The sequence below is a fragment of the Wolbachia endosymbiont of Rhagoletis indifferens genome (assembly GCF_048537595.1).
Classification (GTDB): Bacteria; Pseudomonadota; Alphaproteobacteria; order Rickettsiales; family Anaplasmataceae; genus Wolbachia.
Genome location: NZ_CP175923.1, coordinates 1,005,232 through 1,030,098, shown reverse-complemented (window position 1 = coordinate 1,030,098; position 24,867 = coordinate 1,005,232). Strand labels below are relative to the sequence as shown.

27 protein-coding genes and 1 pseudogene are annotated in these 24,867 nt (G+C 35.0%); 8 read left to right on the top strand and 20 right to left on the bottom strand.

Annotated features, from left to right (window positions below; genetic code table 11):
* The first annotated feature begins 47 nt into the window (after positions 1 to 47).
* Positions 48 to 1,232 carry a hypothetical protein gene (locus ACJZL1_RS05440; protein ID WP_353285141.1) on the top strand — a complete coding sequence of 395 codons (1,185 nt, stop codon included), beginning with the start codon at positions 48 to 50 and terminating at the stop codon, positions 1,230 to 1,232.
* A 43-nt stretch (positions 1,233 to 1,275) separates the two neighbouring features.
* Here ACJZL1_RS05440 and thyX read toward each other — a convergent pair whose 3' ends face one another.
* The 4 genes from thyX to acpP all read right to left on the bottom strand — a co-directional run bounded on the left by thyX (position 1,276) and on the right by acpP (position 5,107).
* A complete protein-coding gene (gene thyX / locus ACJZL1_RS05435) occupies positions 1,276 to 2,130 on the bottom strand; it encodes an FAD-dependent thymidylate synthase (protein ID WP_265026242.1) in 855 nt (284 codons plus the stop codon).
* A gap of 9 nt (positions 2,131 to 2,139) precedes the next feature.
* A complete protein-coding gene (murA, locus tag ACJZL1_RS05430) occupies positions 2,140 to 3,417 on the bottom strand; it encodes a UDP-N-acetylglucosamine 1-carboxyvinyltransferase (protein WP_265034694.1) in 1,278 nt (425 codons plus the stop codon).
* 177 nt (positions 3,418 to 3,594) lie between these two features.
* Positions 3,595 to 4,869, bottom strand: coding sequence for a beta-ketoacyl-ACP synthase II (fabF, locus tag ACJZL1_RS05425; protein ID WP_265026240.1), 1,275 nt, complete (start codon positions 4,867 to 4,869; stop codon positions 3,595 to 3,597).
* 13 nt (positions 4,870 to 4,882) lie between these two features.
* Positions 4,883 to 5,107: an acyl carrier protein gene (gene acpP / locus ACJZL1_RS05420; RefSeq protein WP_253309951.1), complete on the bottom strand. Its 225-nt coding sequence runs from the start codon at positions 5,105 to 5,107 to the stop codon at positions 4,883 to 4,885.
* A 181-nt stretch (positions 5,108 to 5,288) separates the two neighbouring features.
* On the opposite strand from acpP, the gene ACJZL1_RS05415 reads away from it, so the two are divergent.
* Both ACJZL1_RS05415 and ACJZL1_RS05410 read left to right on the top strand, forming a co-directional pair.
* On the top strand, positions 5,289 to 6,296 hold the full coding sequence (locus ACJZL1_RS05415; protein WP_419247125.1) for a polyprenyl synthetase family protein: 1,008 nt from the start codon (positions 5,289 to 5,291) through the stop codon (positions 6,294 to 6,296).
* Positions 6,289 to 7,230, top strand: coding sequence for an FKBP-type peptidyl-prolyl cis-trans isomerase (locus tag ACJZL1_RS05410; protein WP_265026238.1), 942 nt, complete (start codon positions 6,289 to 6,291; stop codon positions 7,228 to 7,230). Before ACJZL1_RS05415 ends, ACJZL1_RS05410 begins: the two co-directional genes overlap by 8 nt.
* A 65-nt stretch (positions 7,231 to 7,295) precedes the next feature.
* Here the strand turns inward: ACJZL1_RS05410 and hslU are convergent, their stop codons facing one another.
* Both hslU and hslV read right to left on the bottom strand, forming a co-directional pair.
* Positions 7,296 to 8,786: an ATP-dependent protease ATPase subunit HslU gene (hslU, locus tag ACJZL1_RS05405; RefSeq protein WP_265034692.1), complete on the bottom strand. Its 1,491-nt coding sequence runs from the start codon at positions 8,784 to 8,786 to the stop codon at positions 7,296 to 7,298.
* 1 nt (position 8,787) lies between these two features.
* Positions 8,788 to 9,342 (bottom strand): ATP-dependent protease subunit HslV, encoded by a 555-nt coding sequence (gene hslV / locus ACJZL1_RS05400; RefSeq protein WP_265026236.1) that lies wholly within the window; start codon positions 9,340 to 9,342, stop codon positions 8,788 to 8,790.
* 115 nt (positions 9,343 to 9,457) lie between these two features.
* On the opposite strand from hslV, the gene gshA reads away from it, so the two are divergent.
* Positions 9,458 to 10,618, top strand: a complete 1,161-nt coding sequence (gene gshA, locus ACJZL1_RS05395) for a glutamate--cysteine ligase (protein ID WP_419247124.1) — start codon at positions 9,458 to 9,460, stop codon at positions 10,616 to 10,618.
* 3 nt (positions 10,619 to 10,621) lie between these two features.
* Here gshA and ACJZL1_RS05390 read toward each other — a convergent pair whose 3' ends face one another.
* A complete protein-coding gene (locus ACJZL1_RS05390) occupies positions 10,622 to 11,443 on the bottom strand; it encodes a hypothetical protein (RefSeq protein ID WP_419247123.1) in 822 nt (273 codons plus the stop codon).
* Positions 11,444 to 11,521: 78 nt separating this feature from the next.
* Positions 11,522 to 12,469, bottom strand: coding sequence for a ferrochelatase (gene hemH / locus ACJZL1_RS05385; protein ID WP_265026234.1), 948 nt, complete (start codon positions 12,467 to 12,469; stop codon positions 11,522 to 11,524).
* A gap of 8 nt (positions 12,470 to 12,477) precedes the next feature.
* Here hemH and ACJZL1_RS05380 point away from each other — a divergent pair, with 8 nt between their 5' ends.
* On the top strand, positions 12,478 to 12,675 hold the full coding sequence (locus ACJZL1_RS05380) for a hypothetical protein (RefSeq protein WP_265026233.1): 198 nt from the start codon (positions 12,478 to 12,480) through the stop codon (positions 12,673 to 12,675).
* A 65-nt stretch (positions 12,676 to 12,740) separates the two neighbouring features.
* Here the strand turns inward: ACJZL1_RS05380 and ACJZL1_RS05375 are convergent, their stop codons facing one another.
* Entirely contained in the window at positions 12,741 to 13,598 is an 858-nt protein-coding gene (locus ACJZL1_RS05375; protein ID WP_419247122.1) for a hypothetical protein, read from the bottom strand.
* A 113-nt stretch (positions 13,599 to 13,711) separates the two neighbouring features.
* Between ACJZL1_RS05375 and ndk the strand changes: the two genes are divergently transcribed.
* Entirely contained in the window at positions 13,712 to 14,131 is a 420-nt protein-coding gene (gene ndk / locus ACJZL1_RS05370; RefSeq protein WP_265026231.1) for a nucleoside-diphosphate kinase, read from the top strand.
* A 356-nt stretch (positions 14,132 to 14,487) separates the two neighbouring features.
* Here the strand turns inward: ndk and ACJZL1_RS05365 are convergent, their stop codons facing one another.
* The 7 genes and pseudogenes from ACJZL1_RS05365 to ACJZL1_RS05335 form a co-directional block, all read right to left on the bottom strand.
* The gene (locus ACJZL1_RS05365) at positions 14,488 to 14,997 is read right to left on the bottom strand and encodes a DNA-3-methyladenine glycosylase (protein WP_265026230.1); all 510 of its coding nucleotides are present in this window, start codon (positions 14,995 to 14,997) and stop codon (positions 14,488 to 14,490) included.
* 100 nt (positions 14,998 to 15,097) lie between these two features.
* On the bottom strand, positions 15,098 to 15,997 hold the full coding sequence (locus tag ACJZL1_RS05360; protein ID WP_419247121.1) for a hypothetical protein: 900 nt from the start codon (positions 15,995 to 15,997) through the stop codon (positions 15,098 to 15,100).
* A gap of 77 nt (positions 15,998 to 16,074) precedes the next feature.
* Complete coding sequence (gene ruvB / locus ACJZL1_RS05355; protein ID WP_419247120.1) at positions 16,075 to 17,055, bottom strand: Holliday junction branch migration DNA helicase RuvB; 981 nt, start codon at positions 17,053 to 17,055, stop codon at positions 16,075 to 16,077.
* Positions 17,052 to 17,633, bottom strand: a complete 582-nt coding sequence (ruvA, locus tag ACJZL1_RS05350; RefSeq protein WP_265034685.1) for a Holliday junction branch migration protein RuvA — start codon at positions 17,631 to 17,633, stop codon at positions 17,052 to 17,054. Before ruvA ends, ruvB begins: the two co-directional genes overlap by 4 nt.
* A gap of 83 nt (positions 17,634 to 17,716) precedes the next feature.
* Positions 17,717 to 17,959 carry a hypothetical protein gene (locus ACJZL1_RS05345; RefSeq protein WP_419247534.1) on the bottom strand — a complete coding sequence of 81 codons (243 nt, stop codon included), beginning with the start codon at positions 17,957 to 17,959 and terminating at the stop codon, positions 17,717 to 17,719.
* A gap of 27 nt (positions 17,960 to 17,986) precedes the next feature.
* Positions 17,987 to 18,944 (bottom strand): annotated as a pseudogene (locus tag ACJZL1_RS05340) (IS5 family transposase).
* Positions 18,929 to 19,096, bottom strand: coding sequence for a hypothetical protein (locus ACJZL1_RS05335; protein WP_419247119.1), 168 nt, complete (start codon positions 19,094 to 19,096; stop codon positions 18,929 to 18,931). The pseudogene ACJZL1_RS05340 and the gene ACJZL1_RS05335 overlap by 16 nt, the downstream one beginning before the upstream one ends.
* Positions 19,097 to 19,518: 422 nt before the next feature.
* Here ACJZL1_RS05335 and ACJZL1_RS05330 point away from each other — a divergent pair, with 422 nt between their 5' ends.
* Positions 19,519 to 19,653 (top strand): hypothetical protein, encoded by a 135-nt coding sequence (locus ACJZL1_RS05330; RefSeq protein ID WP_419247118.1) that lies wholly within the window; start codon positions 19,519 to 19,521, stop codon positions 19,651 to 19,653.
* Positions 19,654 to 19,997: 344 nt separating this feature from the next.
* Here the strand turns inward: ACJZL1_RS05330 and lgt are convergent, their stop codons facing one another.
* The 3 genes from lgt to ACJZL1_RS05315 form a co-directional block, all read right to left on the bottom strand.
* The gene (gene lgt / locus ACJZL1_RS05325; protein ID WP_265026223.1) at positions 19,998 to 20,789 is read right to left on the bottom strand and encodes a prolipoprotein diacylglyceryl transferase; all 792 of its coding nucleotides are present in this window, start codon (positions 20,787 to 20,789) and stop codon (positions 19,998 to 20,000) included.
* A 6-nt stretch (positions 20,790 to 20,795) separates the two neighbouring features.
* Positions 20,796 to 21,245, bottom strand: a complete 450-nt coding sequence (gene smpB, locus ACJZL1_RS05320; RefSeq protein ID WP_265026222.1) for an SsrA-binding protein SmpB — start codon at positions 21,243 to 21,245, stop codon at positions 20,796 to 20,798.
* A gap of 120 nt (positions 21,246 to 21,365) precedes the next feature.
* On the bottom strand, positions 21,366 to 23,705 hold the full coding sequence (locus ACJZL1_RS05315) for an ankyrin repeat domain-containing protein (RefSeq protein WP_419247117.1): 2,340 nt from the start codon (positions 23,703 to 23,705) through the stop codon (positions 21,366 to 21,368).
* Between the two features lie 68 nt (positions 23,706 to 23,773).
* Between ACJZL1_RS05315 and ACJZL1_RS05310 the strand changes: the two genes are divergently transcribed.
* A complete protein-coding gene (locus ACJZL1_RS05310; protein WP_353285119.1) occupies positions 23,774 to 24,304 on the top strand; it encodes a Na+/H+ antiporter subunit E in 531 nt (176 codons plus the stop codon).
* On the opposite strand, the gene ACJZL1_RS05305 is transcribed toward ACJZL1_RS05310, so the two are convergent.
* On the bottom strand, positions 24,297 to 24,713 hold the full coding sequence (locus tag ACJZL1_RS05305; RefSeq protein ID WP_006279382.1) for a hypothetical protein: 417 nt from the start codon (positions 24,711 to 24,713) through the stop codon (positions 24,297 to 24,299). The two genes, ACJZL1_RS05310 and ACJZL1_RS05305, sit on opposite strands and share 8 nt — an antisense overlap.
* Positions 24,714 to 24,867 lie beyond the last annotated feature (154 nt).

Here is a 24,867-nt window from a genome sequence, read left to right as displayed (position 1 = left end):
ATTATTGTAATATTAGCTAATATAGTTAATATTTTAAAATAATTAATATGCCAAGATACGTTAAGAAATATATTAATAGTATTACTGAGTCTAATATATTAAAAGTTTATACTTCCGAAGATAACTCTCAAATTAAAGTATTTTTCAAAATTGCAAATGAAGAAATTGATAGAATTTTTTCAGGGCAAGAAGTAGTGAAATTTTTAAATCAAACTACCAATATAAGAGATCATGAAAACAAATCTGCCATTAGTAAAAATGTGGAACAAGGCATCATTAGAGATGTAGAAGGTATACATAGAGAGAATGGTAGATATGTATATAAATCGGATTTATTAGCTGAAGAACAGTACAGAGAGCTATTTGATAGCAGGCAAGCTATAAAATTTAATTTGAATGACTTTATGTCAGATAGCATATCAAAAATTGTACACTTAAGAAGTAGATTTGAAGGAATTTTGGGTTTTGATCCCGAAGAAGGCCTATGTCAGCCATTAATTTATTTTATTACTCTTTTAGGATTAAAGAGTAGGGAAGACTTTGCTAAACTTCTCAAGTCTGGTGATGTTGTGTCTGAACAAGATTTTATAGCTTATGTTGATGGAAGAAAAGAACAAACGACCGGATTATTAGCAACGCAGATCTTGCTACAATTCTTACCTATTCTTCATATTCAGAGCATTGAGAGACGTGAGGGAGATCAATTTTATGACAAGACAATATATGAACAAGAGTGTAATGATTTATCGTCAACAGAAGTATGGATCCATATTAATCAAGAAAAAGTTAAGTGTGCTTTGGATAATGTAGAGATAGAATGCTGCTTAGAATTTAATTTCTCCTGTTATACTTGTAATGAAGGAGATAGTGATGATGATGACGAGAATATTGCACATTCTATGTTGGTATATAAAGCAGAGAATGGTAAATACATATTTTTTGACCCTAATAGAGGAGCAGTTGGCTTTTGTCCTAATACAGGAGTTGCTAATTTTACATCAGAGGAGGTTTGTAGGGCAGTGGAACTGGCTGTAAATTTTTATTCATATAATATGTATATTGAAAATTCTCCAGATTATTGTGAAATTTACGTTACGCTTAGAAACGCAACATTAATGTTAAGGAAAGCTGAGGAACTTTATGAAACAAGAGAGAGAACAAATTCAAAAATAGTTGATATATCAGTTGATAACAATACTGGTAAATTGTTGCTTACACCTATAAATCTATAGAGATATACAATTGCCATAAAGATTTATGTATATGCCTTTATCTTTAAGATCGTTTATCAAGTATAGACATCAGCTCGTCCCATTCTCTTTTACCAATATTACTTTCTTCTCTAGTAACGGTTTCCCCTTTAATTAATTTACGAATTATGTCTAAACCAGTTCTTGAAATACAGGCTGATTCTAGGCAATATTCAACAAAGGCATTGTAGGCCAATGGGACCCATTTTTTTATTATATCCAACATAACTTCTGCATAAACTCTGATTTCATATTGGGCGTGCTTATCAGCTCTAAGCTTCAAAAAATGAAAAAGGTTATGTAGATCTATTTTCCAATAAAATTGCGTGTAGTAATTAAGCGTTAGGTTAGTTCGGGCAATTTCTCTTGCAAGCCCCTGCTCAATAAATTTTTCATAATGAAAATATACTAAATTAGAGTCATTTGTTAGAGAATCTATTATTTCCTTTGAGGTATCTGGATCAAAAGCTTCCCCACTACCTTGTTTATTATTGTCAGATTGTTTTGCAACTTGTTCTGGTTTAGGTGTATAAAATTCATTATCAAGTATTGAATACCTTGCTGAATATTCATTCACATTTGCAGTTCTATGCCTTATCCATTGCCTTGCAACAAAAATTGGAAGTTTCACGTGAAACTTAATTTCACACATTTCAAATGGAGTTGTATGATGATGTCTCATTAAATACTTTATAAGTGCTTCATCCTGACTTATCTGTTTTGTTCCCTTGCCATAAGAAACACGAGCAGCTTGAACTATGCTACTGTCAGAGCCCATATAATCCACTACTCGAATAAATCCATGGTCTAATACCTTATGTTCTTCATATAAGATTCCATCTATTTCTTTTACTGTAGTTCGTTTGGTTGCTTCATTCATAAAATATCCTCAAGATGAAATGGAGATATCAGCTCCACATGAATTGAGTTTTTCATGCATTGCTTCATATCCTCTCCATAAATGATGTGAATTGTTTATTATAGTTTCTCCACCGGCTACCAAAGAAGCAAGCACCAAAGCTGCTGTTGATCTTAAGTCAGTAGCATATAGATTAGCTCCAGATAAGCTTTTTATTCCACTTATAGTAGCTTTGCTTTTCTCGATGCTGATATTAGCACCTAACTTTCTCAATTCATCTGCATGTGCAAATCTGTTTTCAAAAACGTTCTCTTCAATTACTGATATCCCATCAGCGATGCACATTGCAGACATCAGTTGTGGTTGCATATCACTGGGAAAGTTGGGGTATGGATCTGTTGCAATGTTAGCAGACCTAATAGAGCAATTTTTTCTGGAAATCATAACCCCCTCATTATATAGTTCAACATTAGCCCCTATAGCTTTCAATTCATTCACAATACATCTTATATCAGATAGACTTATTCCTTCTAACTCCAACTTACCACCGGTTATTATAGCAGCTAGTGCATAGGTGCCTGCTTCTATGCGATCTGGTATTATTTTATGAATACATCCATTTAATGCTTCAACTCCTGTTATTGTGATCCTTGTATCACTAATCTCAATATTAGCACCCATTTTCTTTAGGAACTCTATTAAATCAAGAACTTCCGGCTCCGTTGCAGCATTGTTTATTATTGTCACTCCTTCTGCAAGTGTTGCTGCCATTATTATGTTTTCTGTTGCGCCAACACTTATTTTCTCAAATGTGATTTCTTTTCCTTGTAGCTTTCCTTTCACTGTTGCAATTATATTACAGCCTTCAACTTTAATTTTAGCTCCCATTTCTTCTAATGCTTTGATATGCATATCAACGGGACGCTTTCCGATATTGCATCCACCAGGAAAGACTGTTGTGATTTTACCAAATCTACTGAGAATTGGACCTAGCATTAAAAAAGATGCTCGCAGCTTACTTGCAGTTTCATGTGACATTACGTGATGGTTGATATTACCGCAGTCAATTTCCAAAGTATGATTTGCTTTATAATCTTTATTACATGTAAAGTTCACTTTCGCTCCAAGACTCTCAAGCAGCTTAGACATTAGATGCACATCAATTAAATCAGGTACATTATGCAAAATCACCGGGAAGCTACTCAATAGACTTGCTGCCATTATCGGTAAAATAGCATTCTTTGAACCATTAATCTTGATTTTTCCGACCAGGGATTTGTAGTTATTTCTTATTAATATCTTGTGCATTTAATTAGATATAAAGTATATATTCATTAATTTATTGAAGTCTTACTAAGTATAATAGATTGACCGTAAAAGGCAAAAATTTGCTTTTTCTCCCTCCGTCATCCAAGTAGCGTGACACCATTGTTTTCTTTCTTAGCCAATTATTGATACCTTACGTTTATTTTATCCTTAAGAGGTTTAATTATAATTTTTTCCAAAGATGAGCGATGCATTAGTGCCACCAAAACCAAACGAATTAGAAAGTGCATATTGAATTTTATGCTCTTGAGCTTTAAGTGGTACAAAATTTAAATCACATCCTTCTGAAGGTTTATGTAAATTTAAGGTTGGCGGAATAATTCCATTATTTAACGCAAGAATACTAAATATTGCTTCAACGCTCCCTGCAGCACCAAGTAAATGTCCTATAGAAGATTTAGTTGAAGAAACAGGTATTTTATAAACGTAGTCACCGAATAACTGTTTCATTGCTATTACTTCAATTTTATCTCCAAGTGGTGTTGAAGTTCCATGTGCATTAATATACCCTACTTGATTGGGATTAATTTGTGCGCTCTTTAAAGCAAGCTGCATTGCCTTAAATGCGCCTCTTCCTTCTGGATGTGGTGCTGTAATGTGGTGTGCATCCCCTGTCAGTCCGTACCCAACCAGTTCAGCATGTATTTTTGCCCCCCTTTTTTTTGCATGTTCGTATTCCTCCAGCACCAATATACCTGCTCCTTCACCCATAACAAAACCATCGCGTTCTGCATCCCATGGTCTTGAAGCTTCTTTGGGTTTATCATTGAATTTAGTTGATAACGCTTTCATAGATGCAAAACCTGCAATTCCAACTCTACACAGTGCACTTTCTGCTCCACCTGCAATCATAACATCCGCTTCACCAAGTTTTATAGTTCTTGCTGAGTTTATGATTGCATGCGCACCTGTTGCACATGCGGTTACTGCTGAATCGTTTGGACCTGTAAATTCGTATTTAATAGAAATATGGCCAGATATCAAATTTATTAGACTTGCAGGGACAAAAAATGGACTGACACGTCTGGGCCCTTTTTCCTGCATGGTAATAACATTTTCCTGAATTGACGGAAGACCACCTATACCAGAGCCAATAGTTACGCCAACACGTTCCCTATCTACTTTTGAATCTTCTAAAGATGAATCTTCCACAGCTTGAATCGCTGCTGCAATGCCGTAATGAATAAAACGATCCGTTCTTTTTAGATCTTTTTCAAAAATATAACCTACAGGATTAAAGTAATTCTCAATGTTATCGGATTGCACAGGCACCTGCCCTGCAACCTTGCAAGCAAGATCAGAAGAGTCAAATCTATCTGTATTGATTGCTTTTATGCCAGACTCGCCTTTTATCAGCCTTGACCAAGTGTTGTCAACATCTGCCGCTAGTGGAGTGATTAAACCAACACCAGTGACTACTACTCTTCTGCTCATTTAACACTAACTATTAGCCTTTTTTACTATTAATGTACTCAACTATTTGCTCCATAGTTTCCATTTTTTGTGCGTCTTCATCTGGGATTTCTATCCCGAACTCTTCTTCTGCCGCCATGATGATTTCAACTGCATCTAAACTGTCTGCACCATGCTCCGAAAGCTTTGAAGAGCTGTTGAATTTCTCTACATCCTTACTAATGTGCTCTAGTATAATCTTTTTCACTTTCTCTTCTATGTCTTCTCTAGTGCTCTTTGCTAGTTCGCTATTCACATTTCTTACCAAAAAAATAACCTATTCTTTGATGTTATAAAAAATTTTTATGTTTGCAATATCTTTTATAACTGATAAACTACAGTAAAGTTTTCTACTGCCCTAGCTGGCTAGCGTTACGTGCTAAACAATTAACAATTCAAAAATGCTAGACGAAACAACAAAAAATTTGCTTATTGTAGAAGTAAATAAACTTTTACCAGAAAATAGCGAGAATAAGCTTATATCAGCTATGCGTTATATACTCCTTGCTCCTGCAAAACATATACGCTCCTTTTTAGTCGTAGCTTCATCGCGAGTGTTTAACGCGGAAGCTAAAAAAGTAATATCAGTTGCTGCAGCAATTGAATTTGTTCATGCTTATTCTCTAATTCACGATGATTTACCGTGCATGGACAACAGTGATACTCGCAGAAGCCAGCTAAGCTGCCATAAAAAATTTGATGAAGCAACAGCAGTGCTTGCCGGAGATGCACTACTTACTCTGGCTTTTGAGGTATTATCTTCGTTAAATGAGAAACGCTGTGAGATCATAAAAGTGCTCTCTCAAGCAATAGGAATTAGGGGAATGGTGGGAGGACAGGCTTTAGATATTAACAGTGAGCATATAGATTTTAGACCCCAACCCTCTGTCATTCAAGTAGCGGACACTGGGATCCAGAAGGCTTTGCCTACAAGCATTTCGTGCAAAAAGCCATGCGATGGTGGAGCTGAACATGAAATGGATTCCAGTGTCAGCTACTTGCATGACACCCTTTCTACCTTAAAACCACAACATTCGTACAGCTGTATGTATAACGCTGGAATGACGTCGGGCCAAGCTGATAAAATAAAAGAAATTCATTTGATGAAAACCGCAAAATTATTTGCAGCTTCATGCGAAATAGGCGCTATAATAGGGAATGCTACAGACAAGCAACGTAAAGCGTTATATAACTACGGGATAAACCTAGGGCTTATCTTTCAAGCTAAGGATGATATTGAAGACTACGAACAAGATAAAACAAATAATCTAATGTCTGTGCTTGGTAAAAGTGAAGTAGAGGACTATATAGACGGCCTCTTTAAACAAGGCTTGGATAATTTGAGTGCGCTTTCAGGGGATACTAATTATTTATATGATTTATTGAATCAAGTAAAGAAAGATGGTTAGAAAAATTATATTACAAATGCTTATTTCCGTAGTAATGATTCTCACTTTAACTTCTGCTTTTGTGTTTACTATTGTCTATATAAACAAAGGTAAACCGGAAAAAAAGGACAAGCTTTATGAGATAAATGCCACGCATGGTGGCTTGATACAGACGATAGCACATTACCTAGTGAAGCCAATACTTGAATCAGCACTTGACCGCTATATTGAAAAGCATGGGCTAACAGAATATTTAGAAGAAATAACGCAGCAAAAGGAAGAAGATTCAATAAATTTTTATGAAATTACTGAAGGTAATGGCAGTAAGGCTTTCTGTGGCCTGGAAGTCCTACTGCAAATATATAAAATTTCTAATAATAACTTAGCAACACTCCCTAGCAAAGTTTCTGATGTTACTTTGAAAATAGGTCAAGATGACCTAAAAGAAGTGGGTTTAGGGGTGATAGGTATGAAAGAAGGCGGAGAGCGTGTAGTTACTATTGCTAATGATAACAAAATGAATTTTAATTCTTATTACGTCAAACTGATCGAAGTAAAGGATAAATATCCCGACTCAGTAAATAATCTGATGGTTTTTAATGACTTAATTAACAAGACTGGAAAACAAGTAAGGTGCGGTGATGAGATATCGGTTAAATATAGCGTAAAGGAGCATAATGGAGAATATATAGTCAAAGATCAAACAGTGCAATTCAAAGTTGGTAACAAAGAAATACCACTTGCTATAGAGTTTGGTGTTGTGGGAATGAGAGCTGGTAATAAAAGAACTATTCTTTCTCCGCCTGACCTTTTGACTATTACTGACGATATGTTAATAAAAGACATAGATTATGATGAAGAAAATATCTCAATAATTGACTTAAGATTAGATGTTAAACAAGAGGTCGCAACACACCATTCTACTGTTGAAAAACAGCCTAAAGAATATAGCTGATTTTAGGTCTACTGGCTGATCTTCTGAACACTCTCTAACTGCTTAAAATAGGCTTCTCGTTTTTCCTAAAGTATGAACTTAGATAAATCAAGCTGCTTCGAAATCGACTCAAGTTTATCTTTTACATACTTGCTGTCTATAATGAATTTTTCGCTATTTTTCTCAGAAGCAATGAAACTTATTTCGTCTAAAAGCTTCTCCATGACAGTGTGAAGCCTTCTTGCGCCTATATTTTCCACTTGCCTATTAACTGTAAACGCTATTTCAGCTATGGTTTTTATACCATCATCAGTGAACTCAAGCGTCACATTTTCTGTTTTCATTAAAGCTATGTACTGCTTTAACAAACTAGATTCTGGTTCCTTTAATATTCTTATTAAATCCTCTTGAGTAAGTGCCTTAAGTTCTACCCTGATCGGTAATCTGCCCTGCAATTCCGGTAAGAGGTCAGATGGTTTAGACTGATGAAAAGCACCAGATGCAATAAATAATATATAGTCTGTTTTTACATGGCCATACTTAGTTGTAACAGTTGTTCCTTCAAGTAGTGGTAACAGATCGCGTTGCACTCCTTCTCTGTTTACTTCACCTTTTATTTCTGTACGCGCTGCAATTTTGTCTATTTCATCCAAAAATACTATACCATCGTTACTAACAAGATCAATGGCTTCTTTGATTATCTTATCTTCATCCATTAGCTTTTCACTTTCTTCATTAATTAATATTTCACGCGCTTCTTTTACCTTCACCGTAATAGTTTTTGTTTTTTTGCTCCCGTTAAACATCTTGCCCATTATTTCTGTTACATTCATCACACCAACTTGCCCACCTGGCATGCCTGGTATATCGAAAGTAGGCAACATACTCTTGCTCTCTCTGACGTTAATGGAAACTTCTCCGTTCTCAAACTCTTTATTTCTTAATCTTTCTCTAAAGATTCTTTTACTCTCTCCGGTTGCATCTTCGCCTACCATAGAGTTTACTATTATTTTCTCAGCTAAATCTAAAGCCTTTTCAGCTAAGGCTTTACAGGCTTTCTCTTTAACTAAAACTATTGCTGCATCAACTAAATCGCGTATTATCGAATCAACGTCACGTCCAACGTACCCTATTTCAGTAAACTTCGTTGCCTCAATTTTTATGAATGGTGCACCGGCAAGTTTTGCTAAGCGACGAGCTATTTCAGTTTTACCAACCCCTGTATGACCGATCATCAATATATTCTTAGGTATGATTTCATCACGCAATGGAAATGGAACCTGATTGCGACGCCAACGATTTCTGAGCGCAATAGCAACAGCACGCTTTGCATCATCCTGTCCGATTATGAATCTGTCCAATTCTTTAACTATCTTCTGTGGTGGCAGGTCATCTAACAAAACTTGAGTACTGTCATTAACTTGAACATCGCTGTCATTTGAATCAAAACCACTCTTAGTATCTTTATAGAGGCCATCTTTTTCATCGTAGGTGTCACTACTACAAGACCGCCCTTCTGAAAGGGTTATAGGCTGATTGGAAAAATTAGTGCACAAAGTTTCTTGTTCAGAAGACATATCACTCCTCTATTTTTTCAATAATTACATTATGATTTGTATAAACACATATATCAGCAGCTATCTTCATAGCCTTTTTCGCAATTTCCTCTATTGATATTCCTTTAATGTCAATTAAAGCTCTTGCTGCAGATAGAGCAAAATTTCCCCCAGAGCCAATAGCTGCGATTCCATCTTCAGGTTCAAGAACATCACCTGTTCCCGTAATTACTAATGAAATAGATTTATCTGCAACGATCATCATAGCTTCTAATTTTCTCAGATATTTATCCATTCTCCAGTCTTTTGCAAGTTCAACACATGCTCTCATTAATTGCCCTGGGTGCTTGTCAAGTTTAGATTCTAGTCTTTCAAAGAGAGTAAATGCATCAGCTGTTGCTCCAGCAAACCCAGCAATTACAGAATCACCAGAGAGACGCCTAACTTTTTTTGCTCCGGATTTTATAACAGTGTGGCACATTGAAACCTGTCCATCACCTATTACTACTACGCTTTTATCTTTTCTAATTGACAGTATAGTAGTTCCATACATTTTATTGTTATCGTGTTGAATCATTTTTCTATCACTTTAAATAAGAATCTCATTATACTTTAATCTTTAGTCAAATTTGCTAAATATGTTTAATTATAGCTTATAATATAATACCTTCCTTATAACATTTAAAGTGCAGATGCAAAACATAATTCACCCAGATTTGGAAAAAAGTATAAATAATTGGTTCGAAGCAAAACTTAACGGCCTTACATTACCATTTTATAGCTCTATAGATCTTAGAAACTCTGGTTACAAAATTGCCCCAGTGGACGCTAATTTATTTCCTGCGGGGTTCAATAACTTAAGTGAAGAATCAAGAACGATGGCAGCAAGATTGATAGAAAGCTACTTTAAAAGACATCAATACAAAAAGGTTCTTATAATACCGGAAAATTATACACGCAATAAAATGTATATAGAAAACGTATTTGTTATAGAGAAAGTACTGCAACTCGCAGGTTTTGAGACTAGAATTGGCCTTTTACATAGTGAAGTATACAATTTAATAGAACAGTATGAAACTGTTGTGAAAGAAAACTCTCTGCTGAAGACAACTTCAGGATTTGTGCCTGATGTTATTATACTGAACCGTGATATGACGAGCCACATTCCAGACACGCTAAAAGACGTAAAGCAAGATATAGTACCAAGCCCACTATACGGTTGGCATAGCAGGCAGAAATTTAAGTATTTTGAAATCTATCAAGAATTAGCGTCCGAGTTTTGTAGCGAATTTAAAATGGACCCATGGCTAATTTCTGTGCTTACAGAGAGCTGTGATGGAGTTGATTTTGATGATGATTCATCACTAAAAACAGTAGCGGCTAAAGTTGACCAAATATTGTCTCTAGTGCAAAAGAAATATGAGGAATATGAAATAAAAACACAACCTTACGTTTTTATCAAAGCAAGCAATGGCACATATGGGATGGGTATTATAACAGCAACAAGTGGTGAAGAAATATTAAACCTCAATAAAAAAAAGCGTCATAAAATGAAAAAGATAAAAGAAGGAATAGCAATCAATAGCGTTATTATACAAGAAGGTGTACCAACCATTGACGTATTTAAAAGCAGTTCTGCAGAACCGCTAATATACTATATAGGAGATACTCCAACATGTTACTTATACCGATGTAATAGCAGGAAAGATGTATATTCCAGCTTAAACTCCATTGATTGCGAATTTCATGACGTTAGCAAAATAGTGGAAGAAAAACCTCTAGCACTTTGGAACATAGTTAGTAAATTAGCAGTGCTAGCATTGGCAGTAGAAATAAAATCTTTTCACCTCTAACCCTTACATTCCCACAGCGTTGCCATCGGGCAGATCATTACCATCATTACCGGGCTGAATATGGTTATGGCCAGCATTATTAAGTTCAGTAGAAGGGTCATCGTTGATAGGTTGGCTAAATAGTTTGTCAAGCTGAAGTACTAGGAATACTGCGCTATATATTATGCTAACTGTTACGCTTAAGTTGAAATTATAGATTATACCATTACCTAAGTTTATTGGTATGGTTGCAGTCTCCATTCTTTTTAATATGAAGTTTAACAAACCTAATGACAAAGTTAATGTGCTGATAATAAGGTCCTTCTTACACTCAGCAGATTTTTCAGGATCCTTATTATCTAGGTATTTTCTCCATGAATAATAGTAACTTATAGGTTCCGAAATAAACAGAAATAGGATCGTTGATGTTAAGTGAATGTGACTTATTACGTCTGCATTACCCCTAGTAAAAAAATGGATGACTTTCAACATCATCAATGCTTCTATGATGCTGCTTGCAAGACTAGCCGATTTACCCACAACTTTTGCCAGCTCTTTTTTACTCTCAGGGTTTCTGTAATCCTTAATTAGATCCTGTAGAGTAAATGCAGAATGGGCAATATATAGAATAGATGTCGGAAACTTCATTAGTCGAGCAACATCCCGTATAAGAAAGATATTGGATCTATTATTGTCAATGAACTCGCAGCAAAATTGCAGTGAAATCTTACACAATAGGGCTGTTAAACCTGTTGTGATGCAGATTACCTTCCTGAAATCATGATTATAAGCATCATGTACCCTTTGTGTGAACGTGCTCGATTTCTTTTTTAGCTTGCTTGGCATAAAATAGTTAATAAAACAATAACTTTCTTTTATTCTATCACATAAAAGCCTTAAAGAAAAGTCCTATAAATCAGGACTTTAAGGGTGATTTATGCACAAATCAGCCAAGCATTTAATAAACAAGGGATCGATACTGAGAGTTGGCACGCGAAAGTAATATCCATCCTTGATAATTGCTTTATATTCTACATCAAGTTCCACAAGTGTTTCTGAATGCTCAGAAACAAAAGATATAGGCGATAAAACTACAGGTACACCATCAGCTTTTGCACGTGATAGCTCACTTTCAGTGCTTGGCTCTAGCCATTTTACAGGACCAATCTTACTCTGATAACATATTGACCAATCTAAGTTATTGATAGCTAACTTTTCTACTATTAACTCTACGCTTCTTTCTACCTGTGAAGCGTAAGGGTCGCCTTTTTTAATAATACTAAGAGGTAAGCTATGGGCTGAAAATAGGACTCTTGGCTTATCGATTCTGCTGGCTAATTTGTAATGCTTAGCTATTAAATTAGCGTGAGCTTCAATAAAGTCTTCGTTATTATAATAATGGTGAATTATTTTTATATTGCACTTTAGACCATGGTTTTTAGCATTTTTTTGCCAATTTTCGATGGATGACAAAGTTGTGGTAGTTGAATATTGAGGGTATAGTGGCAGCAAAATTACTTCATCAGGATCAAACTGTTTTACACTTTTAACAACTTCGTCAGCAAATGGATGCCAATAGCGCATGCAAATGAATACCTTGTGTACATGGTTTCTATCTTCATTTAATTTTAGTTCTAAAGCATCAGCTTGCGCTTTCGTATTATCCAAAATCGGCGATTTACCTCCAATTTCCTCGTATATTTTTCGTGCAGTATTTTCTCGTTTCGCAGATATAAACTTTGCTAAAAGAAACCGAAAAGGGTTTGGTAGACTGATTATTCTCCTGTCATAAAAAAGATTGAATAAAAAAGGACGGACCGCATTCAGTGAATCAGGTCCACCAAGATTAAATAAGATAACTGCCTTTTTCATTTGGTCTTTTGCAAATAATTGTTAAAACTGCAAGATTACTTTTTGCCGTCGTTCCAGCGCATGATGCACAACAACATTGTGATTTGAGGGCTATTTCTACTAAGATGGTGTCATCCCAGTGCTCCGACACTGGGATCCAGGATTTTACTAAATTGGTAAGTATAAAAGTGTTATGTGAAAACAACGTCCTCGATGAAATTGTGTGAAAGTGCTGTATTCCAGACTGGAATGACAAAATAGAATACACTTAAATAACAGAAAAGAGGCACATTCAGGCTCCGCAACAAGTTGCTTTTGGGGTGCCTATAAACTCAGCTATAGGCTCATCAAATTTAGTTATAGGCACTAAATTTCTCACACTTGCATACAATAAATGACCAGATCTTCGCACATTACTCTTGGTAGATGCAAAGCTTTTATCAAAAACCGCGTCAACACAAAAACTTGGCACTGCTTCAAGAAGTTCAACAGCAGCTAAAGATAGCATTATACAACTTTGAAGAACCTTCAAAAGAACCTTTAGGGGAAAAAGTGAAACTTTAACTAAAAGAGAGGTGCTACTTGTTTCATCCAGTAGTAGCCCTGAGTTAGGCGAATTATACTCAATATGCTTTCTATTTTGATCAAAGATAGGAAATTTTATAGTATCTTTCTTAAATTGCCCATCTATTTCTTGTGTACTATGTTTGGTCCATTTTTCTAGTGACCACTCACGCACGTGAAAAGTTCTTACAAAAAAGCATGTTGTAACCATCAATGCAGCACATATAAGCGCACACTGCATAAGACTTATACTACCTACCATAGCTGGCAGCGCAAAACAAACAAATGGCACTATGATAGCCATTTCAAGAAATGGAATAGTGTTTCTTTTCATTGCAAAGGCAGCGCCTTTTTTTAGCTCCGTGTATTGATTATTACTTTTTCCTTGCTTTTGTAGAATATGGTCACACATACCATATTCTAAATAACTTAAAAAAGCCAAATTAAAAGTTAAAAACCCTTTTGCTCCACAAAAAATTGACGATTTCAAGTTATTGACCAATTTTTTAGCAGTAGATTCAGTTTCAACCAGTTGTTTGGTAGTAGATTCAGGTTTTTCATTAGTTTTTTTACAACAAGTATGCATACAATACTCCCTTGATGATTTATTCTTGACTATAAATAAAAAACCTCTTTGATGAAACAAAAATTTGCAATAAAATGAATCTATAAATATACAATCTTATATAAGGAAATAATATGACAATTGAGAAGACACTTTCGATATTAAAACCTGATGCAGTAAAAAATAATATTACAGGCAAGATAAATTCTTACATCGAAAAATCTGGACTAGAAATTATAGCACAAAAAATGATGTTGCTGACAAAAAAACAAGCAGAGCTATTTTATGAAATTCATAAAGATAGGCCTTTTTTTGGGGAATTGGTAGAGTTTATGACTTCTGGTCCTGTGATAATTCAAGTTTTAGTTGGTGAAAATGCAGTAAGTAAATACAGACAAATCATGGGAGCTACCGATCCAAAGCAGGCAGATAAAGGTACAATCAGAGGTGATTTTGCTGATGATATTAGTGAAAATAGAGTACACGGTTCGGATAGTCTAGAAAATGCTCGTAAGGAAATAGCTTTCTTTTTTGCTGAATGTGAGTTGGTGTAGTTAATTCAACTCAGATTTTTCTATATATAACTAAATTTTCTGGATCCTATGTCGTGACCGTTCAGACAATGGCGTCAACTTAAGGGAAAATATCAGTGATTGTGTGTAAAATTTCTCTCTAAATTTTTTATCATTAAATTATCCAAAGAGTGCAAGAAACAGCACTTTTGTTTCTATTTTATTTCAACAAAAAAGTTTAAAATGTGTCCTTTTTAGACGAGACGTGCAGAAAGGAAAAAATCTTATTTTACAAATTAAAAATACAATATACTCAAAAACTTTTCAGAAAATCCATAGGAGGGTTTGCTAATGAAGGCTCTTAAGTTGACGCCATTGGCTGAACGGTTATGCTCAATTTAGAAAATCTTAAACCGCCAAAATTTCTCTTGGCCTTTACTAATTCCGATTCTCGGAGTGCACACATAATCCGGGTTGAGGTGAGATTCATAAACACAAAATTTGTGGCTTATAGTAAGGTCTAGTTTGTTGTGTTCTTTTGTAATATTTAATCTTTTACACAATATTCCTGGCCCACCTAAATTTGCCTCAAGCGGTTCAATGAGCTTTAATCCCCGTATTAACACTGCTGCTGGGAACCCTTCTGCTTCTGTTACAATATTTAGACAATAGTACATCCCATATATAAAATATACGTACGAAAACCCCGGCATACCAAACATTACTGAGGTTCGATTAGTATAGCCTCTTGCTGCATGACAAGCTGGGTCACTCATTCCTATATAGGCTTCAACTTCGGTTATTATTCCACTAAAGTTAGAAAATTTGAGGACTTTTCCCAATAACTCTCCAGCTACAGTTAAGGTCGGCCGCTCGTAGAAATTTCTTGGCAGTATTACATTGCTCATTATAAGAGTATAAGTTACTTGCAGATGCAAGCAACTTATACTGAATTTTCACTACTTTACCTATTGTGAGCAGCAGAAGCTTGATGTTTTCGCGTTATGCTCACATCTGTTGCACTTGTGAAGATTGTGGCAAAACTTTTACTACTTCAGAGCCTTGTTGTAATTGTGTTTGTGGCAATTGTGATACTAACGCTTCATGTAAAGGCTTTGCTTCATATTGCCTTCCTATTTTTAGATTATTTGCAGCCAATTGCTCTTTAGTAACACCGTTACTCTCAATAAGTTCTACGGAGCCATTATCATAAATGTTAATTTTAATATTACATTCCTTTCCTTCAACATGCCACTTCAGAGTCATCTCATATGACCCATTTGCCACTTCGTAAATTTTTGTTCCATGTTCGTCAATTCGGAGACGTATCCCTCTTTTTTCGCTTGGAGGTAGTAACAATGTAAATGCTTTTATGTTATATTGTTTGCACACATCACTATTTAAAAATTTAGCTATATTTATCCCTTCTTGTATATTGTCTAGCATAACTCTTGCAGTAAGTTCAGGCTTACCTGGCTTTCTACCTGTTCTAAGATTTACTGCTTTATAGTGAGGAAAATGTTTCTTTACTTCACTAATAACTTCGTCAAGAACTTTGCCTACAACATACTTACCCCTATGCTCATTTTGTCCTTCTTTGTCAGTTTTAGCAGCAGAAAAGAATTTACGTCTTGTTTCTTCATCATCAAGATCTATAACTTTACTACAGTCACGTGTATCTTTGGTACCTGTAAACGGCCTCTCGCCTGGTGCAAGTTTGGGCGCATTATCAGGAAGTCCTTTTTCCACTGCATAAGAATCATCACTTACACTTTGATCAGGAGAAGTTTCAATTGTTGATTTAGGTACATTTTTAGTATCCGAAATTGGATTATTATCAGAAGGACTGATATTTGGATTAGAAGAAGTTCCAATCAAAGATACAGTTTCAGTGCTATTAGTTAACATATATGCCTCCATTATTCTTAATATATAAATGTTAACATATAGATATCATGCCAATTAGTCAATATAAATTATGATGTTTAATGTTGAAAGCTCAAATACTCCTTTGCTTGGTCGGTTAGAACGCGTCCTCTTGGTGTGCGCTTTACAAAACTAATTTTGATTAAATAAGGTTCTACTGTTTCTTCAATATTGCCAACATCCTCAGATAGTGCAATAGATATAGTGTCAATTCCAACAGGTCCTGAGGTGTTGAATAAAAATCTTAGATAATGCACATCAAGTTTATTGAGTCCCATTTTATCTACACCCAATTTTAGCAATACAGAATCAGCGACTTCACAAGTGATTTTTTTATCATCTTTCACTTCAACAAAATCCCTTATTCTTCTGAGTAACCTCAAAGCAATTCTTGGAGTGCCACGTGCACGGTAGGCAATTTCCCGTGCAGCATCCTCTTCAATTTCAGCAGAAAGAACTCTTGCGCCTCTTTTTATAATATCGACTAGCTCCTCAAAAGAATAAAACTCAAGATGCAAAGGAATGCCAAAACGATCTCTGAGTGGCGCAGAAAGTAATCCAAGCCGTGTAGTTGCTCCGATTAGCGTAAATGGTGGTAGATCTATCCTTAAAGTGCGAGTAGATGGACCTTCACCTACTAATATGTCCAAGCAAAAATCTTCCATAGCAGTATATAAAACTTCTTCGATGCTGCGATTTAATCTATGGATTTCGTCGATAAATAGAACATCTTTTGCATTTAAAGTGGTAAGCACTGCAGCCAAGTCCCCAGCTTTACTAAGTAAAGGACCAGAAGTTGCGCGAAAGCTGACCCTTAACTCTTTAGAGACAATTTGCGCTAAAGTTGTTTTGCCAAGTCCTGGAGGACCATATAATAAAACGTGATCTAAAGCTTCAGTTCTCGTCTTTGCAGCATTTATAAACACTTTTAAATTTTGTATTAAGTCTTTTTGTCCGACAAAATCATCAAGTTGTTCAGGTCTGATGTTGATATTGCGTGCATCTTCAGTATATTCTTTATCGCACGATATTGATTTCATAATGTTGAGAGCTCCTTAAGCGCTATGCGAATAATATCCTTAGTATCCAGATTTGGCGATTCGTCTTGTATTTTTTTTATCGTATCATAAGCTTTCATTTTTTCATATCCAAGATTGATCAATGCTGAAAGGGCATCTTCATTGATTGGATGAAAATTGTTGTTATTTATTTCTAATTTACTCACTTTGCCACTTAATTCAGTGATGATTCGATTTATGAGTTTCAGGCCAAGTCCACTCATCTTGAGTGCTACTTTATCTTCATTCATAATTGCCAAAAATAGCTGTTCTGGAGTTAATTTACTCAAAATTGACATTGCAGTTTTATAGCTAACGCCGCTTACTTTAACTAGCAATCTCAAGCACTGTTGTTCTTCTTTGCTTATAAAACCATATAGCTGAGTAGTGTTTTCTCTGTTATTTGCATGGGTTTCGATAAGTAATTTGATTCTACTTCCAATTGCACAAGCACTTAAAGTTTTGGCTGAAAGATACACCATATAGCCAACATCATTCACATTCAGGATTATGTGATCGCTGCGCACTTCATCAACTATTCCGCTTAGATTTCCTATCATTTTTAACACTATATAGAGTTCAGTTTAAATACTCCTGGATCTTAGGTCAAGCAAACGAACATTATAACAGAGAGCCAAGTAGCTCATAGAAACGAAAAACTTCCTTGACACATTTTGCCAACATTTGCCGCTTCAAGTCTGTCTGCTATGACTTTCATATACTGATAATCATTATACTCACACCCCGGCACCACCGTTTGAAAGCACAGTTCAATGAATTTTAGAAAGTTTATTTTGTCCATGATATAATGTTGAAAGATGTCATCCCAGTGCCCTCTTCTTGTCATCCCAGTGCTTGACACTGGGATGGCTTTGTTGCATAGCACCTTAAGCAGTGATGGTTTACGACAAATTTATGTAATGATTTCAAATTTAGCCATACCAATATCAGTGAATTTGTTGAGCAAATAGCACTTAATTAGTAATTCTTTTTCACGATTTACTTCAGATTTATTCCTAAAGCTAAATCCAAATACTTGCTTCAACCTTGAGAAAAATCCTTCTATGTAAGATCTCTTTCCATAAATTGCTTCCTTTTTCCACTCTTTTACACCATCTTGTCCATATAATTTTATTAACCTAATAGCAGCATTTCTGTCAGACATATAATCTATTTTTGAATGTTCTGCTGCATCCTTTTTTGGTAGAACTTTTGTCTTTATATCGTATTTCTTACACAATTTATAAAGTTTGTGCCTATCGTATGCCCTATCTGCATATAATGCTTTTATTTTGTGCTGAAAATTAACTTCTTCAAGCAAATCGCAAGCTCCATAGTGGTCAGAGTAGACGCCATTACTGTATCTTGCAGCTATAGCTTTTTTACTATTCACACTTAACATAACATGTAACTTTCTTACTTGCTCGTAGCTTCGGTACTTTCTATCTGCACTGTTTTCCTTACTGTGGCCAGGAGTGTTACTGTAAATGCTGATACTTGTGCTATCTATGATAATTTCAATATTTTCCATGTTGCTTTTATCAACCCTGCAATCATTTATCTTAATATTAAGTTTTTTAAACCTTCTTGATGCTTGTGAATAGCTAGATAACTGCCAAATTTTTTCCTATTTGTTGCAGATATCCTTTTATAAACCCCACCGTTTGTCTTAAACCAATTCTAAAAAGATTGACAATTATATGCACCAAAATTACGACTTTATCACTGTAAATATAGTTGCCGCCCTGCATTTTTGGACTATTTTCATACCAATTTTCGATAGCTTCATCGATGTAACGAAAAATATTTCCCCTTTTTTCAAGGAATTTGTTATATTCGTTTTGGTTACTGACTTTCATTTTCTGTGGCATATTTTTTCTTCAACAGTTAAATGGTTATTTATAATGAATTTTGTCAGTAGCCACCAGATTTTTTCGGTTGCTATGCAACAAAGCCATCCCAGTGTCGGAGCACTGGGATGACACCATTTGTTGTGTTTAACAAAGTTCGTACTTAGCTTCATGTTAGCTATAAATATTTAAGAAATTTACCAAACGAAAAAAAAGGCAAAAGAAGCCCTAGTCATTGTCTATTTTCAGTATTGGCGTTTTTTAAGTCTTAAACACTGCAATTTAGCTGCTTTTAAATGCAACTCACCTTAGTTTAAATGTTTAAGAAATTTACTAAGCAGAAAAAAAGGCAAAAGAAACCCCGTGGTAATTAGTGTTCACTCTCTAATCCTGCAAATCGGCGTACTATACTGTGACTTATAAGCGCGTTTCAGCTTATATAGGTAAAAACCTAGAAATGTTGTGAAGACATAAGGTGCACATAGTGCAAAAAATTAAAAATAAGACGCCAACTACGTTGTTTTTTTGCTGTTTAATCTGCACAGATGAAGATAACTGAATACCTTCAGTCCCATGATAAGAGGGCTGGCGAAGTTTGTCAAGGAATTTTTATGGCCTAGCGTTACGCGCTGGAATGACACCGGATCGGCTTTGTTGCATCGCTAGCTATGATGGATTAAAGATGAAAAAGATGGAGAATATCAGTAGCTTATTATTCTGGTATTTATAACAAGAACGGTCAGTGAATACCTAAATTTGAGTAAAAGAAATTTCACTACCACTCACTAATCCGGCTAAAATTCAAGAATTTCAATGCTTTAGCTATTTTCAATAGAATTAAGTTTATTAATATAAATAATAAATTACTATTCTTAAATTTGATCAGATTGATTGCAAAAAAACAAGATTTTCAATAGGTTGCTTATAATCCTAGCTATAGTTAGCCTTTCATAAGTAGCGATGCAACAAAGCCCACCGGATCTCACATTCATTCTACTACAACGCAGAAAATTCGTACAATTGTGCATGATGTAGGGTTTCTGGCTACATTTTTCTATTAAACTCACCTTTCCTCTATGTAACAGATTTCGTATTAAATTTTAAATTTAATGCGCCTAGATATACAAGCATTCCCAGCAAAACCATAGGTATAGAAAGCAACTGCCCCATAGTTAAATCAAGCCACAAATAGCCAATTTGATAGTCTGGTTCGCGAAAAAACTCAACGAAAAAACGTGCTATTCCATACCACATAACTGCAATACCAGTTAACGCACCGTGATACAGTCTTATTCTAGTCAAGAAAAACAGTGAATTTACAACTGCGAAAAGTAGCGGTCCTTCAAAAAATGCCTCATAAAGCTGGCTTGGATGACGCAGCAAATTATCACCACTCTCTGGAAATACCATACCCCATGGCATAGTTGTAACTCTGCCAAATAACTCTCCGTTTATAAAATTGCCTATGCGACCTAAAAATAAACCTATGGGAACTCCGCAAGAAATTAGGTCCAGTGCATAAAATGTAGGGATATTATGTCTTTTACACGAAATTATTACTGCAAGCAAAACTCCTATAGCACCACCATGAAATGACATCCCTCCTTCCCAGGTTTTCAATATCTCGATAGGGTTGCTTATATAAAGAACTGGATCATATATCAATACGTAGCCAAGTCTGCCTCCAAGGATAATACCTACAATAGTGGCTATTAATAACGAATCGTAAAAATTCTTAGTAAATATTTTTTGGTCGTCTAGCTTATGTAAATACCAATATGCAAACACTATACCCAAAACGTAGGCTAAGGAATACCAATATATAGAAACAGGACCGATGCTGAAAATTACTGGATTTAAAGACATATTTTGCTACAAATTATTCTTAGACAATCTACTTTTTTCACGATCCCACTCTCTCTGTTTTATGGTTGCTCTCTTATCGTAGAGTTTTTTTCCTTTTACAATGGCAATTTTAGTTTTTGCAAATCCTTTATCATTAAAATAGATCGAAAGCGGCACAACAGTTATCCCAGCAGTCTTGATTTGACCAATTAGTTTGTTTATCTCCTTTTTATGCAAGAGTAATTTACGTTCCCTTTTTGGCTTATGATTTTTTCGGTTTGCAGCTTTATATTCTGCAATGTGCATATTATGCAGCCATATTTCACTATTTCTTTCGATAACGTAAGCGTCGGAAATATTTACTTTTCTTTCTCTTAGCGATTTAACTTCACTGCTTAATAAGACCATACCTGCTTCAAATTCTTCTAAGATGAAATATTCAAACCTTGCTTTCCTATTTTCTGCAATAACTTCCATATCTAAAGATATCTTTAAGCTTCAATATATTACAGAATTTTTGACTTAATTCATAACAAAACAATTATTCCAATAAATATAAGGTGCCAGGCTAGTCTGATAGCAACAGGATAACAAAAATCAAGTAAGTGCTTTTTTTGCCTTTCCAGGTACAAGTTCCTGCTTTACTCCTTTCATTTCAGTTTTAGGCTTTGACATTATATATTGACCAGCACCAACTATGAGCGCAGATCCTGCAACTAGCCCAATTATTGCTAGCACAGATAGGGCGGTAGTAAGTGCAAGTGTAGCACCAACTATCACCGCAGTTACAAAACACACAATAATACCTTTTACAATTGCATTTTTTCCAACCTGTTTTTCTTCCTTTTTCTCTGGGAGCTGTATTGCATCTTTATTTTCAGTAAGATCCTTTGGCGTTTTTTTATTCTCATTTTTTAACGTTTGTTTTTTTTCCGCTTCCTCTACAAGCTGAATTATACCTTGATCTTTAGTAAGGTCTCTTGGCGTTTTTTCATCAACATCTTTTAATGAAGGGTCTGCTCCAGCTTCTAGCAGAGCTTCCACCACTTTTATCTTGCCATTTTTAGCAGCAAGATGTAAAGGAGTACGTCCATCACCATTGTTTGCATTAACCTCTGCTCTTTTTGCGATTAGAATGTTTACTACATCTTCGTGGCCCTTTTCAGCAGCATGATGTAAAGGAGTACATCTATCATTATCTTCTGCATTAACCTTTGCTCCTTTTGCAATTAGAGTTTCTACTACATCTTCGTGGCCCTTTTCAGCAGCAACATGCAAAGAAGTATATCCATCATTACTTTTTGCATTAACCTCTGCTCCTTCTGCGATTAGAATGCTTACTATATTTGTATGGCCATAGTAAGCAGCAAAATGCAAAGGAGTACGTTCATAATTATCTTCTGCATTAACCTTTGCTCCTTTTGCAATTAGAGTTTCTACTACATCTTTGCAGCCCTTTGCAGCAGCAATATGTAAAGGAGTCTTGTCCTCAATACCTTCTGCATTAACATCTGCTTTCTCAACTAGAATTTTTACTACCTTTATGTGGTTCTCTTCAGCAGCATAATGCAAAGAAGTACATCCATTATTACTTTTTGCCTTAACCTCTGCTCCTTTTGCGATTAGAATGCTTACTACATTCGCATAGCCATAGTAAGCAGCAATATGCAAAGGAGTACGTTCATAATTATCTTTTGCATTAACATTTGCTTTGTTTTCAATTAGAATTTTTACTACATCTTCGTGGCCCTTTTCAGCAGCAAAATGCAAAGGAGTACACACACCACTACCTTGTACATCAACCTTTGCTTCTTCTGCGATTAGAATTTTTACTACACCTTCGTAGCCATTTGTAGCAGCAATATGTAAAGGAGCCCATCCATTACTATTTTTTGCATCAACGTTGATTCCTTCTGCTTTTGATAGAGCTTGTACTATCTTTTCGTGGCCATATGTAGCAGCAATATGTAAAGGAGTCCATCCATCACTATTTTTTGCATCAACGTTGATTCCTTCTGCTTTTAATAGAGCTTGTACTATCTTTTCGTGGTTATTTGCAGCAATATGTAAAGGAGTCCATCCATCACTATTTTTTGCATCAACGTTGATTCTTTCTGCTTTTAATAGAGCTTGTACTATCTTTTCGTGGCCCTTTTCAGCAGCAATATGTAAAGGGGCCCATCCTTTATCATCTTCTGCATTAACATTTGCTTTGTTTGCAATTAGAGTTTTTACTACATCTTCGTGGCCATTTTTAGCAGCATAATGCAAAGGAGTATACTCACTACTACCTTGTACATCAACCTTTGCTTCTTCTTCGATTAGAATTTTTACTACACCTTCGTAGCCATTTGTAGCAGCAATATGTAAAGGAGCCCATCCATTACTATTTTTTGCATCAACGTTGATTCCTTTTGCTTTTGATAGAGCTTGTACTATCTTTTCGTAGCCATGTGTAGCAGCAATATGTAAAGGAGTACATCCTTTATCATCTTCTGCATTAACATTTGCTCCTTCTGCGATTAGAATGTCTACTGTATCTTTGTGGCCATAGTGAACAGCAATACGTAAAGAAGTAATTTTATTATCATATTCTGTATTAACATCTGCCCCGTTTTCAATCAGAGCTTTTGCTACCTTTGCACAGTTCCCATAAGAAGCAAGATGCAACAATGTGACTTTCCCATAATTTTGATCACGAGATATAGTGAATTTGTGATCTATGTTAGGTCTACTATCGTTGTCAGGGTTACTCTTTTCCCACTCTTGACATAAACCTGAATCTTTTTTTTGTAACTCAGCTTTTATTTTTTTAACTATATTGTCCTTGCTCAAATCTAAAAGGCTATCTATTTCTTTTAATATTCCCATAAATTCGTCATATTTCATAACTTCCTCACTTAAAATGCATAACTTAGTTGTTATATCTTTTAACATAGAAGTCAAGAACCTAAATATTCGTTATTATCTTTCCTTAAAGAGTCATTTAAGTTATATTACAGACTATGAAAAACCTCAACTTTAGGAAGGAAATCAAATTTTTTTCTCTGTCGTTTATAACTTTATTTGTTCTATGGATTATACTGTCTGGTTATTTTGAGCCGTTCTTTATTTTTTGTGGAGTGTTTTCCTCTATATTCACATTGTTTATCTTTAGACGGTTGATAAACGCTGAAAGCGCTCTGAGTCAGATTTTAAATGGTACGAGTAGACTGTCGTTTTATAAGCTCGTGAGTTATATACCATGGTTAATTTACCAAATCATTTTATCAAGTGTTTATGTAACAAAAAAGGTGCTACAACTCAAATCTAAGCTTGAACCGATCATTATCCTAAGAAAATGCAAAGGGCATAATGATGAAAGCATTGCATTATTTGCTAGTTCAGTTACAATCACTCCCGGAACTTTAACTATCAATGTTGAAAGCAAGCAAAAAACGTATTTGTCTACCATGTGTTTGATAGATAAAGATCTTGAAAGTGGCATTTCTGAAATAGAAAGTAGAATCTTAAAAATACTACGTTCAGTTAAGTAATTGCTTTAAATAAGTTAACAGCATCCTTATATTCCCTTACAAGACTTTCAAGCATTTCTTTTGGGAGGCTATTATTAACAATAGAACATAAATAATTATATAAATCTTCTAACCTTAATATGTTATTTCTCTTCTTGCTGTTAAATTTATACGGAAAAATACCTTCCATAACTTCAATAGTAGTAGCCTTGTTTAAAAATACATTTTCACTTGTCACGCTTATTCTTGCTAAAACAGTGTTAATTTCAGGTTCGTCACTCGTATAAAAATCTGATAGCTGAGTTATTCTAATAACGTACAAAGTTACTATTTTTGACAAGCAATTATCAGCATATTCACAATTTTTTATTACCTCCCACTGAGTAACCTGAGATTTACCTATTTTTGCATTGTTCGGTAATTTACTCATTGAACTTTCTCCATTTAATCCAGTGTAATAAATTATACTAATACTTTGTTAAATAAATAATAACGCGATTACAAAAATATATACTTATAGTGGTATATTATACAAAAATAGCACAATATCTAAGCATTAAAGCTAGTTTTAGCTGGGTACATGG